Origin of the sequence: Candidatus Azobacteroides pseudotrichonymphae genomovar. CFP2, from assembly GCF_000010645.1 — a bacterium.
Taxonomy (GTDB): Bacteria; Bacteroidota; Bacteroidia; order Bacteroidales; family Azobacteroidaceae; genus Azobacteroides; species Azobacteroides pseudotrichonymphae.
In genome coordinates, this window is the sequence record NC_011565.1 from 531720 (window position 1) to 547186 (window position 15467).

Here is a 15467-nt window from a genome sequence, read left to right on the forward strand (position 1 = left end):
TGAATTAAAAAACAATGGCTTTGATTAAATCGGTAAGAGGTTTTACTCCTCGATTTGGAGGGAATTTATTTTTGGCAGATAATGCTGTAATTATTGGAGATGTTGTTGTCGGAAATGACTGTAGTATTTGGTTTAACACTGTGTTGAGGGGAGATGTGAATACTATCCGTATAGGAAATAGGGTAAATATTCAAGATGGTTCGATAATTCATACACTTTATGAAAAATCTACAGTTGAAATAGGTGATGATGTAAGTATTAGTCATAATGTAGTTATTCACGGAGCCAAAATTGAAAATGGGGTATTGATTGGAATAAATGCAGTGATTTTAGATCATGTTGTAGTTGGTAAAGGCGCGTTAATCGCCGCTGGATCGGTTGTTTTAAGTGGTACGAAAGTAGAAGCAGGTACTGTTTATGGGGGAATACCTGCTAAGTTTATTAAAAAAATTACTCCTGAGCAAGCAGAGGGAATCAATCGGAAAATTGCTAAAAACTATCTGATGTATGCAGAATGGTATAAATCTCACTGAAAGAATATTTAAATAATGTTTTGATAGTTAGTTTATTTCAACTATTACCTTTCTGTTCATACCATTTTAGTAAACTGATCCACAAAAATAGCTTCTTCACATATGATCACATCCACTTTATTACAAAAAATGGAAATATTTATAATAAACATCACAGTTTTGCTTCAAATATTTTCGCAATACCACGTATTTGGATACAGTACTGACAATTAAAATTTGGGAAAGGGTAACTTTGTATATGAACGTCCTTCCAGATCTTTCTAATGCAAAAAGAAGATGGAATAATATAAAATAGTAGTTTTTCACACATATTAGGAAGGTCAGGAGGGATTTTTAAGATCATGCTTATCAATATTGGTCCCTGTGGTATATAAAAACTTCCTATTATTTACATACCTTTTATTACGTTTCCCATGTATTATTTAATTTTATTTGTATCATTATTATAATAGTTATGTCCCTTTTTCATTAAAGAAGTAAGCTAAAATAGACATAGGAGAGTCGTAAACTTAAAAATTCAGTAGAATGGGGAATGACTAATAAAATATTATTATGAACGTAAAAATTGAACAATCTTGGAGAAAGTATTTGGTTCCCGAATTTGAGAAACCCTATTTTAAACAATTAGTTGAGTTTATCAAAAATGAATATGCTTCAAAGATAATTTATCCCAAAGGGAATAAAATCTTTAGTGCCTTTGATAAAACACCTCTTGACAGAGTAAAAGTAGTTATCTTAGGACAAGATCCTTATCACGAGCCCGGCCAGGCCAATGGTTTATGTTTTTCAGTTAATGAAGGGATCCCATTGCCTCCATCTTTACAAAACATCTACAAAGAAGTTAAAGATGATATAGGCATTGTATCATCTACCTCAGGAAATTTAGAACGGTGGTCTGAACAAGGAGTATTACTACTCAATGCTACACTAACTGTTCAAGCACATAAAGCGGGTTCACATCAAAAAAAAGGTTGGGAAAAATTTACTGATGCAATTATCCATATAATATTGAAGGAAAAACAACATATTGTATTTATTTTATGGGGTACTTATGCACAAAAAAAGGGAGCTTTTATTCCTTCTGACAAGCATTTGATATTAAAATCAGCTCATCCCTCACCTTTTTCTGCTAATAAAGGATTTTTTGGAAGCAAACCTTTTAGTAAAACCAACGATTATCTAAAAAAAACAGGGCAAACCGTTATTACTTGGTAGCCAAATGATTGTAGATTTGTCAGTTTTACATATTTTTACTCTAATAATCAGTAATTAGTATAAATTATTAAATAGAGGCTCCGTAGTTCAGTGAATAGAACGTCAGATTCCGATTCTGGAAGTCGCAGGTCTGAATCCTGCCGGAGTCACAAGGAAAAACAAAATTTCTACTTTTTTATCATTGCAAATCGAAAACTTTTTCCTAATTGGAAAATCAATATTCCTACAAATCCTAATAAGATTATCAAAGAGGCAATCGAACTTATTTGGGCAAATAAATTATACTTATCAGGTTCGAAACGAAACTCAACTATGTGTCTTCCTGCTGGAAGACACATAGCCCGCAATGTCCAATCTGCACGAAAATGTTCAACAGGTTTTTGGTCTATAAACGATTTCCAACCATTTTTATAATAAATTTCAGAAAATATAGCCAATTGATCGAAAGTTGTCGATGAAATATATTTTAAATAATTAGGCTTATATTCTACCAATTGAATGAAAGACGTAGAATCAGGGACAATATTTTTAATCTTTATTGATTTGGTAAAATCTTTGTTGATAATTGCCGTTTGCTGCGGATTTATATTATTTAATGCTTTCATTTCTTGATTAGCATTATCAACAAAAACAAATTTACTTACAAACCATGCATTTCCATTAGCTTGTAGATTAATAAGAGGCTCTTTATCAGGATGATAAATAATATATTTGGCATTCAGCATATTTAATGTAGGAGTATTCTTGAATACATTTTGTAGCTCGTCAAAAGAAGTAGCTGTCTGAAATACTGAATATATAGTGTTTATTTCGTTTATAATACGATGATCTATCAATTCTTGATATCTCTTTAATTTTGCAGCATGGTATCCTCCAATAGATTTGTGAAAAAAAGATGTATTCGTTTCATTAAAAGTATCCCTACTAATATTTAACACACGATAAGATAATGAGGTGTCTCGCAATATAAATTCATCGGATGCTGTTTTTTTATATGACTCGGCAAGCTTCTGACTAGCAAAAGATTTATAATTGAGATAGTGTCTGTCTATTCCCCACATATCAATAGTAATCAAAACAAGTATCCCGATACTAACAATAGCCAATCCTGCTTTTTTATTTTTGGACTGAAGAAAAAAGAATATTAGGATACTTGTTAATAATATGAAAACAAAAGAACGTAAAGCATCATTCGATGCTAGTGAGCATCTATCAGCAATTAAAGCATCTATTAGTTGAGGATATTTAGATAAAAATTGTTCGTCTGTTGGAGAATTAAATCCCAAAAATACGGTAGGCATTATCCAGATTAATAAGCAAATGCCCCCTATAACAGAAAAAGATTTAATCAATGATTTTTTTATTTGCTTGGAATCTGCTTTTTCATTTAATATTTGTGACAATCCCCAAAAACCAATGAGAGGGAAAGTCATACCAGGAATAACCAATGCCATTGCAGGTGTACGAAATTTGCTATACATTGGCAAATGATAAAATAAAAATTCGTTCAGTAACATAAAATTTTTTCCCAAAGACAAAAAAATAAAAAACAAACTAGCAGATGCTATCCACCATTTAATAGGATTTTCAATTACACACATTCCCAAAACAAAAAGGAAACAAACGATTGCGCCAAAATATACGGGTCCTGCTGTAAAAGGTTGATTCCCCCAATAGGTTGGGGCTTTAACAGTTGTTCCTAATTTGCCTCCTAAGGCTTTATAAGTTTTATAAAACTGAGAATTTTTATCTAAGGTTTCAATCGAAGATCCACCGTAAGCCCTAGGAATTAGTAGAGTTAATAACTCACTTCTTCCATAACTCCATGAAAATGCATAATCTATATCCAAACCAGGAGATTGTCTTCTATTTTCTTCTTTATCTTTAACAGTAATCAAATTGGATTGACCACGTGTACTTTCTTGAGATGCTTCATAATTGATATATAAACTTCCCATGGAAGGAAGAATAGCGAAAACAATAGCAAGAACTATCATGCCGCTTGCTTTAACAGAAAACAAATATTCTTTTTTTCGGAATTTGTCAACTACCAATCCAACAAAAAGAAAAATACAAAAAAGAAACAGATAATAAGTAATCTGTATATGGCCATTTACAACAGAAAGACAAATTCCTAATGTAAAAACAACTATTCCCCAAAGCCAATTTTTCCTAAATAGCAATTTTATCCCACCTATTGTAAGAGGCATAAAAGCAATAACATACATTTTTGTAATATGTCCTACAGCTATAATAATAAAATTGTAAGAAGCAAAGGAGAAAGCTATTGCACCTGCAATAGCTAACCAGTGTTTTATATCCATAATACACATTAGGATATAAAAACAGATAAGAGCTGTAAGTATCATACTTGCTCCAGTATAATCAATGGCTTTGATCGGTTTTTCCAAATAGTTTAAATAATTGGGGAAATTGTTATAAAAACGGGTTTGATAGGAGGGCATTCCAGAAAACATCATACCAGACCATGCCGATATACCACCTTCTTTTTTATAATATTCCTCTACATCAGTAGCCATTCCCGCTGCTTTTTGCATGTCCGCCTGTTGTATGGTTTTTTTTTGAAAAATACTTGGAGCGAAGTAAACAGATATTAATATTAAAAAGACACTCGTAGCAACAATGTGGGACAAAGATTTTTTTATAACAGAATACATGCTTAATACTGAAATTAAACAAAAAGAGAAACATTGTAGTGATTCTATCATTACAATATGGTAGTACAAAATTGAATGATAGACTAAAGATTATGAATTAAGGTGGATAGCACCTATAATTTTTTTTTTTTGTAAATGATTTGATGACATTCTTTTTAAAAATTCTGCCGGTTAGCTGTACTTATTTCATTTCTAAGAAATGAGATAAAATTAAATGTATATCTATAAATAGAATTCACCTTTTTTCATATATCGAATATTTCAGTCATAATCAGCTACAAATTTGCATTGTAAATCATAAGATTCTACCATTTCCCGTTTAATTAAAAGACTGATGGTAACCCAAAATACACCTACCCATATGGAAATTTTGCTAATTTGATCTTCCAGTTACTTTCAAGTAATTTATATCTAAAGAACTCCCTTCGAAATCTACAATTCTTATTTCTCCAAAAGTTATATCTGGCAAATAATTCTTATCTAAGTTTATTAACTACCGTTTTTGAACGGTAGTTCTTATGAAGAAATTGAGTCACCAGTATTAATAAACCAAACATAATCGCCGGTAGTTAATTTTAAATCCCTGATTCATTACATTGTAAAGTTCATTGTCCGATTTAATTATCCATTAATTGATTATGTGCTTTACACTTCGAATTATATTCGAACTACCATCCTCGCTGTGAAATTTTCATCAACAATAATATTTCAATAAAAAAAAGAAAGAAGCAATTTGAGAAATAAACAGTCTGAATAGTTTTCCAAATACCTGAGAATCATTATAAATACAACGGTAATAATGGAAAAATGTTGTAACATTTATTTCTCACTCAATTATTTCTCACTCAATTAACAGGGATTTATGAAATTTTCATAAATCTTCTTTCATAAATGAAGTTCGGCGATAATCAAAAGAAATTAATTTTTATTTACAGTTATCTTTGATTTTTTATAAATTTTCCAACATGCGTTTAAGAACTACTTGACACGATATTTCGCGATTGGAGGCTTCTTGAATTACAATAGATTGTGGACTTTCGATTACTTCGTCAGTAACAATCATATTTCTTCGTATGGGCAAACAATGCATAAACTTTGCATGATTCGTCAAATTCATTTTAGCAGTATCTATTGTCCAGTTTCTATCTTTACTTAGAACCTGTCCATAGCGCGTATCTTCATACACTGCCCAGTTTTTAGCATAAATAAAATCTGCTCCCTCAAATGCTTTTCGCTGATTGTACTCCACCATTGCTCCTCGGACAAATCGAGGGTCTAATTCGTAGCCTTTCGGATGGGTAATTACCAAATCTACATCCGCTTCATTCATGAAGTCAACAAATGAATTTGGAACAGCCTGAGGCAGGGCTTTGGGATGAGGAGCCCATGAAAGAACTACTTTAGGATGAGATTTTTTCTTAAATTCTTCAATAGTAATTAAATCAGCAAAGGCTTGAAGAGGATGGGTAGTAGCTCCTTCCATACTGAAAACAGGTTTGTTAGAATAACGTATGAATTGTTGAAGAATATTTTCGCTATAATCGTCTAATTTACTTTCAAATTTGGCAAATGAACGAACTCCTATTATGTCACAATAACACCCCATCACTGGTATAGCCTCCAATATGTGTTCAGGTTTATCACCATCCATAATAATTCCTCGCTCTGTCTCCAATTTCCATGTCCCATGATTAATATCCAATACGATTGTATTCATCCCCAGATTCATAGATGCCTTTTGTGTACTCAATCGCGTGCGTAAACTGGAATTGAAAAATACCATCAAAAGAGTTTTATTTTCTCCAAGATGTTTATACATGAAGCGATTTTTCTTTACCTCAAAAGCCTCTTTTACAGCAGTGTTTAAATTCCCTAAATCTTTCGCATTTATAAATATTTTCATACTATAAGTATTATAGACACACGAATATTATAGACAAATTTTTAAAAAATTTAAATTTAAAGCCACAAATAAAGTATATAAACAGAAAAAGATTTGAATGTTTAAAACCTGCCACTTTGTCCAAAAAAAATACGAATCAAAGGTGGGAAATTATCCATTATAAAGCAAGCCTTCTCCCCCTTAGGGAGACATGTTATGCCAAACTATATTCCCCTCCCTTATGGTCTTGTCATCATCCAATCATATCATAAAATTTGGCATTTCTATTTCTACCGATTTTGTAAATTAGCTTACAAGAAGTGTTCTTTATTATGAGTTCCATATTTTTGTATTCAATCAACAATTTCATCTTTGCACTTTAAATGGAAAAAATAAATACAGAACAAGCGTTTAAACGATTAGCTAAGTACTGTTGCTATTCAGAACGATGTATTTCTGATCTCTATAGACAAATGTCCCGCTGGGCAATTCCCATCAAGGAACAAGAAAAAATCATTCAAAAACTACAAAAAGAAAATTTTTTAAATGAAAAACGCTATTGCCAAGCTTTCATAAATAGAAAAACACAGCGTAATAATTTTCAGGGGATTTACAAAATCAGATATGAATTAGAACAAAAAAAAATCCCTCAAGATCTAATTCAACAAGCTGTTTCTCTAATAAATATTAGAGAAACTCGCAAGCAACTAAAAAAACTATTGGAGAACAAACGAAAAACAATAAAAGGCAACACTAACTATGAAGTAAATCAAAAACTTATACGCTTTGCCTCTCAAAGAGGTTTTTCTATAGAAGATATTGAACTTACACTCAAAAATTCTTCTTCATTACTAGAGGATAATACGGAATTAATTAATTTATAAATTGCAAATAAGTTTGCACAGGATAATGGTCTGAATCTTCTCCTTTACCAACCATTGCATTATAAGATCTCATATTTTTGCTATGAAAAATATAATCTATTCTAAACAAAAAATAATTTGCATTAAAACTAATACCCATGCCACAGCCGCTTTCTACGAAAGAATCCTCTAAATCTCCCTTTATTTTACGATAAGTAAAAGAAATAGGAGTATCATTAAAATCCCCGCAAATTATAGTATAAGGGTTTTTACTTTCTCTGATTATTTCTGCAATGATAGAACTTTGCATTGCTCGAATCTTAAAGGCCGGAGTCAATTTATGAAACATCATGTATGTAAATGCCCCTAGTTTACGTACATTAAGTGTTTGTATTAGATCATAATAATCTATTTTCTCGCTATCCAAAATCTTGTTTGACTCTAAATGGCAATTTATAAGAGTAACTTTTCGCCCATTTATATTTAACTCTGCAATCAATGCCCCGTTGTATCGACTTCCGAAAGGAATATTTTTAGTTGATAAAATCGGATATTTGGAAAATACAGCTACTCTACATGGAAGAAGAAAGAAATAAGGAGTAGCTCTTAAAGTATTTCTTACAGCGGATAATGTAAGCTGCTTATTCCCAAGTCTAAACTCTTGGAAACAAATAATATCCGAATTTTGGTTAGCCACATACTGTAGTATCGAATCAGGATGTTTCGTACAACACCCAAAATTCATTAGATTGTAGGTAGATACATGAATACATCCTTCGGGAATATTTTTAGCTTTATTGTGGATAGGGAAATAAGTACAAATAGCTTCTTTACATAGTATAAAGACAGTCAGAGTAACAAATGCTTGTTTCCATTTCTTAATTATCAGCCAAAAGAAGAAAAATAAAATATTAAAAGCAAAAATAAACGGGAAAGCCAATCCAAAATAGGTGACATAAGGAAAAATGAGAGGGGAAATTCTATCTGAAAAAGAGGAAATGACTAAAAAAAACAAGCTTGCGTAAGCGACGAATTTAAACATTTTACAATACAATTTTTGTCAATACTATTCGCCAATATTAAACGATTTTTTACTCGTTTTCGAGAAATATCAATTTTTCCATTTCCAATAAAGAATCATGGAAATTCCAAATAGCATTCCGCCCAAATGTGCAAAATGAGCCACATTATCACTGACATTCCTAGACATTCCATAAAAAAATTCAAGCAACCCATATCCCACAACAAAATACTTTGCTTTAACAGGAATAGGAATAAACATTATATAGAGAAGAGTTTCAGGGAAAAGAATACCGAAAGCCAATAGTAAACCAAAAATAGCTCCCGACGCTCCGATCATTACAGCCTCTTGTGGACTAATCTTTATGTAAAATACCAACACTTGAACCAATCCTGCTCCAATACCAGTAACAATATAATAAGTCAAAAAACGTTTTTGTTTCCAAACCATTTCTACAGCCCCACCAAACATAAACAAAGCAAACATATTAAAAAACAAATGCTGGAAAGTTTCATGGGTAAACATATAAGTAATTAGCTGGTAAAGCGAAAATCTCTTTGACTGAAAATGGTGTAACCCCAAAACATCAGCCAGCCCGCCGAAATAATGACAAGCTATCCATACGGATACATTAATAATCAAAAGATTTCGCGTAACTTGTGGGAGTGCAAAACCATCGTTTGACATAAACTAATTTTATGTGATCCACTGCTGTAAATGTAAAGAATTTTTAACAAAAAAATTTCGTTTCATTGTTCACTGAAATTAGACCTTCCAAAATTATAGTTTGCCATGATACGAGGATTTAACAGACAATAATCCTTATAAAAAATATTCAGACAATATTTCCAAATACTTCATAACATGTGATTTTAAAGTGAGCGAGAATTGGAAGAGCGACAACTAACTGTTTTTTTAGTGATTCCTGAAGAATATAAAGGAAGTTGTTAACTTTTATTATTTGGTACTTAGCGATAAATGTTTTACCTTTGTACTTCCTTTTTAAAGTCCAGTACTTCTGGAAAGAAAAGCTATTAAATAACAGTTAGGTTAAACTTAAATCGAAAAAACATATGTCTCAAATTTCAGAACGAGTTATAGATCTCATTTCAGAAAAATTGAATGTAGAAAAATCAGAGGTTACACTCGAAGCCGACTTTGCTAATAACCTAGGAGCTGACTCTTTAGATACTGTAGAGTTGATTATGGATTTAGAAAAAGAGTTCAATATGAATCCTATTCCAAATGATGAGTCTATTGCTATAAAAACAGTAGGAGATGCTATTGCATATATAGAATCCCATGCAAATGAAGCCGCAACGAAAAGTTAAAATTTATCCTTGCTTCAATAGCATAGAATTAAGAAAGACAAAACAATTACAATTTTAAGTTGTTTTATCTTTCTTGGCTGTTTTTTCGGAATTTATATCCGTTAGTCTCGCTCGATTGTACACTGCTCTTAAAGTCCTTCTTTTCTTCGTAGGATTTTTTTGAAAAAAAACTCATTCCGTTAGGGAAAAAGAAAGTTTACTAAAAACAAATGAACGCTTCCTCACTTTGAGTTTTATGTTCCCCCCCACTAACAAGGCTTTAAACTTACTAAAAAAATTGATATCTATCCCTTCTTTTAGTCGAGAGGAAACGGAAGCTGCAAATTGGCTGGAATTTTTTTTGATAAAAGAGAACTTTCGTCCTAAAAGAAAAGGGAATAATATTTGGGTGTTATCTGATAAATGGGATGATACGAAACCTACAATTTTGCTTAATTCCCATATTGATACTGTAAAACCAGTATATAGTTGGACCAAAAATCCTTTTTCGCCTTTGGAAGAAAATAAAAAACTATATGGATTAGGAAGTAACGATGCCGGAGCCTCATTAGTAGCTTTACTACAATCTTTTTTTATTCTTACATCTCGTTGGCAACCTAACAATTTTATTTTTTTGGTTTCTTGTGAGGAAGAAGTTTCTGGATCAGAGGGACTTGGATCTGTATTGACGGAACTACCACCAATTACATTGGCAGTAGTAGGGGAACCTACAGAAATGCAGCCAGCAGTTGCAGAACGAGGGCTGATGGTTTTGGATGGAACAGTTTATGGTAAATCTGGACATGCTGCAAGAGACGAAGGTATAAATGCTATCTATAAAGCAATTCCGATAATAAATTGGTTTCAAAATCTGCAGTTCCCTCTAAAAAGTGATTGGCTGGGAAGTGTGAAATCTACTATAACAATGATTCAATCTGGAATGCAACACAATATTATTCCAGATATTTGTCAATTTACAGTAGATATAAGAAGTAATGAATGTTATACAAACAAACAACTTTTTGAAGAAATAATTCGTACTTCTCCTTGCGAAATCAAAGCTCGTTCTCTTAGATTAAATTCGTCGCAAATATCTCTCGACAATCCTTTGATAAGAAGGGCAAAAAGTTTTGGCTTGAAACCATTTGGGAGCCTCACGCTTTCAGACCAAGCCTTGATGAACTTTCCTTCATTGAAAATTGGTCCGGGGGACTCATCTCGCTCACATATAGCAGATGAGTTTGTCTATCTATCAGAAATAGAAGAAGCAATAAAACTTTACTTCTGTTTATTAAATAACCTAACTTTATAGGGACTACTTTTGATAAAAAGTCATATGTATATTAAAAGAGTATAAACTCTTAATAAGATTCTAGAGATTATTCTTATTCTCCTCTCAATAGAGGAAGTCTCATTCTTTCTTATGAGGAAAATATTTAGTCAAAAAATAGTTGTTATTACAACATTTATTTATAGGGAAATAAGTTATTCAAAAAATAAACAACAGAATTGAGACATAATTACAGAAAGTTAATAACAGAAGAATGTTAAATATTATCTTAAATTTAGGAATACAGACTATAACTAATTTTTTAACAAAAAAATATATCTGAAATATTAAATCTTCTTTTTAATGTATTTATTTTATCTCTTTTGGTGGTTCGTAAATGCCTTTTTTTTGGATAAAAAGAAACCATTACAAACGGTCTTATTTATTTCTGATAAATGCAATTTGGCATGTAAGCATTGTTCAATTTATAGAACAAATAATCCAAATATCAAGTCGTATGAACAAATTAAGAAAGAATTGGAATACTCTTATTGTTTGGGTTCTCGATTCGTAGATTTTGAAGGAGGAGAGCCAACTTTATGGAATGATGGAAACAAAGACTTGAATAGTCTGATTCATTTGGCAAAAGCAATTGGATTCTATTCTACAACAGTTACCACCAATGCTCAAATGCCTTTCTCGGGATTAGATGCCGATTTCATTTGGGTAAGTTTGGATGGCATTGGTAGTTTTCATGATGATATAAGAGGGGAAGGCTCATTTGAGCGTTTGCTTAAAAATATAGCAATAACTAATTATCATAAACTAAGTGGTAATATGGTAATTAACTCCCGGAACTATAATTCGGTAGAAGAAACTATAGAATTTGTTAAAAATCATCCACATATACAATCTATTTCGTTAAACTTTCATACTCCTTATATAGGCACTGAACATTTATTTTTAGATTGGGATAAACGTTCAGAAATCATAGATTTGATTCTCCACAAAAAAAAGGAAGGCTATCCGATTATGAATTCTATCTCAGGATTGAAGCTTATGAAACACAATAATTTCAAAAAACAATGCTGGATTTCTAACTTTATTTTGTCGGATGGGACTCGACTTACTGGATGCCAAGGGGAAAGAGCAGGCATATGCAATCAATGCGGATTGTCCATGGCAGGAGAAATGAATGCCATTTTCAATCTAAAACCTGATACAATACTTGCAGGAATAAAGTTAAGGATTTAAACTAAATTAAATATTATACTAAATATTATATTTTTTTCTTACACTTAAGAAGAATTTGTATTTCTTACAGAATGTTGTTACCTTCGCTTCCTAGTCTTAAATGAAAAGCATTGCAATGTTAGATTGGGCTGTCTGAAAATTTATTAAAAAATAATGGACTTGATTAAAGTTGTAGAGCAGAGATTTGCAGACCTAACTCAAAAGGCTTATCCTCATTTTAAAAGTGGTGATACTATAACGGTAGCATACCGCATTAAAGAAGGGAATAAAGAGCGTATTCAACAGTATAGAGGTGTAGTAATTAAAATGGCTGGACATGGAAGTTCCAAGCGTTTCACAGTTCGAAAAATGTCTGAAAATATTGGTGTAGAACGTATTTTCCCCATAAATTCGCCATTTATAGATAATATTGTTTTGAACAAAATTGGAAAAGTAAGGCGATCTAAATTATATTATCTACGTAAATTGATAGGCAAAAAATCCAGGATTAAAGAGAAAAGAATTTAAAATCAAAACACTACTGAGATAGTAATTCGCCAATCCAATATCTAGGATATATTCTTTTTTTTTTTTACTCAAAAATGTGTAGTTGTACTTTTTCAAATCAAAAAATCAATCAATCAATTTGCTTCTTAATAAGTCTTATAGGTATTTAAGAATCCAGCAAGCTTTATTGACGATAATTAAATTTTCAGTTTTCTATAAAAATTCCGCTAGCCTTGTTGTCTCCTTTTATAACTCGCTTTATATCATTCAATTTATTCAGAGCTTCTATAGGTGTTAAGTTATTAATATCTAATTGCACTATGTCATTTCTAATTTGTGAAAGTACAGGATCATCCAATTGAAAAAAGCTCAGCTGGTAGCTATTATGGTCTTCCAAAAGTTGTTTTGTTGAAGGAACGATCCCTTTTTTTTGGTTATTTGTTTCCAATTGAAAAAGGATTTCATGTCCTCTTTGAACAACATTTTTAGGTATTCCTGCCATCTTTGCAACATGGATGCCAAAGCTATGTTTACTCCCACCTCTTGCCAATTTCCGCAAGAAGATGACTTTATTATCTATCTCTTTTACTGAGATATTATAATTCTTTATTCTCTCAAAATACTTCTCCATTTCGTTTAGTTCATGATAATGAGTGGAAAAAAGAGTTTTAGGATGAGATGTGGGATGTTCATGAATATATTCTACAATAGCCCAAGCGATAGAAATTCCATCGTAAGTGGAAGTGCCACGTCCTAATTCGTCAAAAATTATTAAACTTCTATCAGAAAGATTATTTAGAATATCAGCAGCTTCACTCATCTCTACCATAAAAGTAGATTCTCCTAAAGAAATATTGTCGCTAGCCCCTACACGTGCAAAAATCTTATCCACCCATCCTATTCGAGCTGAATCTGCGGGAACAAAAGATCCAATTTGTGCCATTAAAGTAATCAAAGCAGTCTGACGTAACAAAGCTGATTTGCCTGCCATATTAGGTCCAGTAATGATAATAATTTGTTGTTTATCGTTATCTAAATAAATATCGTTGGGAACGTATAATTCGTCAGGTTGAAGTTGAGTCTCTATAACTGGATGCCGCCCCTTTTTAATGTCAATAATTCTACTTGCATCTATCTGTGGACGAACATAGTGATTTTGTTCAGCAATTTTAGCAAAAGACAACAGACAATCTATTTCTGCAATTAGACGAGCATTGATTTGAATTGGGATAATATATTTTGATAGCTTCGATACAAGACTATTAAAAATATCAGTTTCCATTTCAATAATTCTATCTTCCGCTCCTAATATCTTTTCTTCATATATTTTGAGTTCCTCCGTAATATAGCGTTCCGCATGAACCAAGGTTTGTTTGCGAATCCAATTAGAAGGAATTTTCTTTTTATAAGAATGCCGAACTTCTATATAGTAACCAAATACATTATTATATCCTACCTTCAAGGAAGGGATCCCTGTTTGAAAAATTTCACGCTGTTGTATTTTTAATAGATGATCCTTTCCCGAATAAACGATTTGTCTCAATTCATCCAATTCTCCATTTATTCCTTCAGCTATTACATTACCTTTACTTAATAACACTGGAGGATCTGCGGACAATTCTCTTTGTATTTTTTCTCTAATTTCGGAACAAAGATTTAATTGTTCTCCAATTTGTTTCAAACTTCCTATAGAGCAATCTAAACATATCTCCTTAATTGGAATAATAGCATCTAAAGCAATTTTAATTTGAGCAACTTCATAAGGATTGGCCTTACCAACAGATACCTTAGAAATGAGACGCTCTAAATCACTTATTTGATTGAGTTGTTTTTCCAATAAGTCTTTTACAGTAGAACTTTTCAGAAAATATTCTACTATAGAAAGGCGTCCTTCGATTTGCTCGATCTTTTTAAGTGGGAAGACTATCCATTTTCTTAACATTCTGGCCCCTACAGAAGTGACCGTTTTATCTAAAACTTTCAACAAAGATTGTCCTCCCCCTTCATTCATAACATTCAACAATTCTAAACTATGAATAGTGAATTTATCCAAACGCACATATTGTTCTTCTTCAATTCTGGTAAGAGTAAAAATGTGATTCGTATATGCATGTTGTGTTAAATCTAAATAGTGTAAAATAGCTCCTGCAGCAATAATCCCATTGGGCAAATGTTGTATACCAAAACCTTTCAAATTTTTTGTCTCAAATTGTTTGTGTAAACGGCATTCCGCTGTATCCTCGGTAAATACCCAATCTTCCATTTCAAAAGTCAACAGTTTCTCTCCAAAATTTTTTTTAAATATTTCCCGTTTGTTTCGTTCTAAAAGCACTTCTTTAGGAGAAAAATGATTGAATAGTTTATCTATATAACTGCTACTACCTTCTGTAGTTAAAAATTCACCAGTAGAAATATCAAGAAACGCGGTCCCACAAATATTTTTATCAAAATGTACAGCCGCTAAAAAATTATTCTCTTTATGGCTCAGTATACTATCATTGATGGAAACACCTGGTGTAATTAATTCAGTAACCCCCCTTTTGACTATTCGTTTAGTTGTTTTGGGATCTTCAAGTTGATCACAGATGGCTATTCTCTTCCCCGCTCTAACTAGTTTAGGCAAATAAGTGTCTAATGCATGGTATGGAAACCCAGCTAACTTTACAGTTTGACAACAACCGTTGGCTCTATGAGTCAAGACAATATCTAATATTTCAGATGCCGCAATAGCATCATCTGCAAAAGTTTCATAAAAGTCGCCTACACGAAATAATAAAATTGTATCTGGATATTTGGATTTAATTTCAAAATATTGTTCCATTAACGGAGTTTTTACAATTCCTTTAGGTATAGACATAATAATTAATATTAGTATCCGTGCTAAAATTACTACCTCTTAAGATTTTCATGAAGTATCTTTAATGGGACGGTCTTATTTCATGAGATTGAGATCTT

Annotated in this window: 12 protein-coding genes and 1 tRNA gene; 8 read left to right on the forward strand and 5 right to left on the reverse strand. The window is 31.9% G+C overall.

Features of this window, described 5'->3' with window-relative positions; all coding sequences use genetic code 11:
• The first annotated feature begins 14 nt into the window (after positions 1 to 14).
• The 3 genes from CFPG_RS02155 (at position 15) to CFPG_RS02170 (ending at position 1897) form a co-directional block, all read left to right on the forward strand.
• Positions 15 to 533 carry a gamma carbonic anhydrase family protein gene (locus tag CFPG_RS02155; RefSeq protein WP_012573397.1) on the forward strand — a complete coding sequence of 173 codons (519 nt, stop codon included), beginning with the start codon at positions 15 to 17 and terminating at the stop codon, positions 531 to 533.
• Between the two features lie 552 nt (positions 534 to 1085).
• The gene (locus CFPG_RS02165; RefSeq protein ID WP_012573398.1) at positions 1086 to 1748 is read left to right on the forward strand and encodes a uracil-DNA glycosylase; all 663 of its coding nucleotides are present in this window, start codon (positions 1086 to 1088) and stop codon (positions 1746 to 1748) included.
• A 76-nt stretch (positions 1749 to 1824) separates the two neighbouring features.
• Positions 1825 to 1897, forward strand: a tRNA-Arg gene (locus CFPG_RS02170).
• Between the two features lie 18 nt (positions 1898 to 1915).
• Here CFPG_RS02170 and CFPG_RS02175 read toward each other — a convergent pair.
• Both CFPG_RS02175 and CFPG_RS02180 read right to left on the reverse strand, forming a co-directional pair.
• On the reverse strand, positions 1916 to 4306 hold the full coding sequence (locus CFPG_RS02175) for a hypothetical protein (RefSeq protein WP_050720669.1): 2391 nt from the start codon (positions 4304 to 4306) through the stop codon (positions 1916 to 1918).
• A gap of 1069 nt (positions 4307 to 5375) precedes the next feature.
• Positions 5376 to 6329: an acetylornithine carbamoyltransferase gene (locus CFPG_RS02180; protein WP_012573400.1), complete on the reverse strand. Its 954-nt coding sequence runs from the start codon at positions 6327 to 6329 to the stop codon at positions 5376 to 5378.
• Between the two features lie 362 nt (positions 6330 to 6691).
• Here CFPG_RS02180 and CFPG_RS02185 point away from each other — a divergent pair, with 362 nt between their 5' ends.
• Complete coding sequence (locus tag CFPG_RS02185; protein ID WP_012573401.1) at positions 6692 to 7192, forward strand: regulatory protein RecX; 501 nt, start codon at positions 6692 to 6694, stop codon at positions 7190 to 7192.
• Here CFPG_RS02185 and CFPG_RS02190 read toward each other — a convergent pair.
• Positions 7182 to 8213: an endonuclease/exonuclease/phosphatase family protein gene (locus CFPG_RS02190; RefSeq protein WP_012573402.1), complete on the reverse strand. Its 1032-nt coding sequence runs from the start codon at positions 8211 to 8213 to the stop codon at positions 7182 to 7184. The genes CFPG_RS02185 and CFPG_RS02190 overlap by 11 nt on opposite strands.
• A gap of 69 nt (positions 8214 to 8282) precedes the next feature.
• A complete protein-coding gene (locus CFPG_RS02195; protein WP_012573403.1) occupies positions 8283 to 8879 on the reverse strand; it encodes a rhomboid family intramembrane serine protease in 597 nt (198 codons plus the stop codon).
• A gap of 386 nt (positions 8880 to 9265) precedes the next feature.
• Between CFPG_RS02195 and CFPG_RS02200 the strand changes: the two genes are divergently transcribed.
• From CFPG_RS02200 to rplS, 4 genes are all read left to right on the forward strand, one after another.
• Positions 9266 to 9523, forward strand: coding sequence for an acyl carrier protein (locus CFPG_RS02200; RefSeq protein ID WP_012573404.1), 258 nt, complete (start codon positions 9266 to 9268; stop codon positions 9521 to 9523).
• 235 nt (positions 9524 to 9758) lie between these two features.
• Positions 9759 to 10814, forward strand: coding sequence for a M20 family metallo-hydrolase (locus CFPG_RS02205; protein ID WP_012573405.1), 1056 nt, complete (start codon positions 9759 to 9761; stop codon positions 10812 to 10814).
• Positions 10815 to 11135: 321 nt separating this feature from the next.
• Complete coding sequence (locus tag CFPG_RS02210; RefSeq protein ID WP_012573406.1) at positions 11136 to 12026, forward strand: radical SAM protein; 891 nt, start codon at positions 11136 to 11138, stop codon at positions 12024 to 12026.
• A gap of 153 nt (positions 12027 to 12179) precedes the next feature.
• The gene (rplS, locus tag CFPG_RS02215) at positions 12180 to 12533 is read left to right on the forward strand and encodes a 50S ribosomal protein L19 (protein ID WP_012573407.1); all 354 of its coding nucleotides are present in this window, start codon (positions 12180 to 12182) and stop codon (positions 12531 to 12533) included.
• Positions 12534 to 12717: 184 nt separating this feature from the next.
• Here the strand turns inward: rplS and mutS are convergent, their stop codons facing one another.
• Positions 12718 to 15363 (reverse strand): DNA mismatch repair protein MutS, encoded by a 2646-nt coding sequence (gene mutS, locus CFPG_RS02220; RefSeq protein ID WP_050720686.1) that lies wholly within the window; start codon positions 15361 to 15363, stop codon positions 12718 to 12720.
• Positions 15364 to 15467 lie beyond the last annotated feature (104 nt).

What these genes read in the sequence shown, in the direction of transcription:
- CFPG_RS02155 (WP_012573397.1), top strand. Translation starts at nt 15, where the DNA reads ATGGCTTTGATTAAATCGGTAAGAGGTTTTACTCCTCGATTTGGAGGG.
- CFPG_RS02165 (WP_012573398.1), top strand. Translation starts at nt 1,086, where the DNA reads ATGAACGTAAAAATTGAACAATCTTGGAGAAAGTATTTGGTTCCCGAA.
- CFPG_RS02175 (WP_050720669.1), bottom strand. Translation starts at nt 4,306, where the DNA reads ATGCAAAAAGCAGCGGGAATGGCTACTGATGTAGAGGAATATTATAAA.
- CFPG_RS02180 (WP_012573400.1), bottom strand. Translation starts at nt 6,329, where the DNA reads ATGAAAATATTTATAAATGCGAAAGATTTAGGGAATTTAAACACTGCT.
- CFPG_RS02185 (WP_012573401.1), top strand. Translation starts at nt 6,692, where the DNA reads ATGGAAAAAATAAATACAGAACAAGCGTTTAAACGATTAGCTAAGTAC.
- CFPG_RS02190 (WP_012573402.1), bottom strand. Translation starts at nt 8,213, where the DNA reads ATGTTTAAATTCGTCGCTTACGCAAGCTTGTTTTTTTTAGTCATTTCC.
- CFPG_RS02195 (WP_012573403.1), bottom strand. Translation starts at nt 8,879, where the DNA reads ATGTCAAACGATGGTTTTGCACTCCCACAAGTTACGCGAAATCTTTTG.
- CFPG_RS02200 (WP_012573404.1), top strand. Translation starts at nt 9,266, where the DNA reads ATGTCTCAAATTTCAGAACGAGTTATAGATCTCATTTCAGAAAAATTG.
- CFPG_RS02205 (WP_012573405.1), top strand. Translation starts at nt 9,759, where the DNA reads ATGTTCCCCCCCACTAACAAGGCTTTAAACTTACTAAAAAAATTGATA.
- CFPG_RS02210 (WP_012573406.1), top strand. Translation starts at nt 11,136, where the DNA reads ATGTATTTATTTTATCTCTTTTGGTGGTTCGTAAATGCCTTTTTTTTG.
- rplS (WP_012573407.1), top strand. Translation starts at nt 12,180, where the DNA reads ATGGACTTGATTAAAGTTGTAGAGCAGAGATTTGCAGACCTAACTCAA.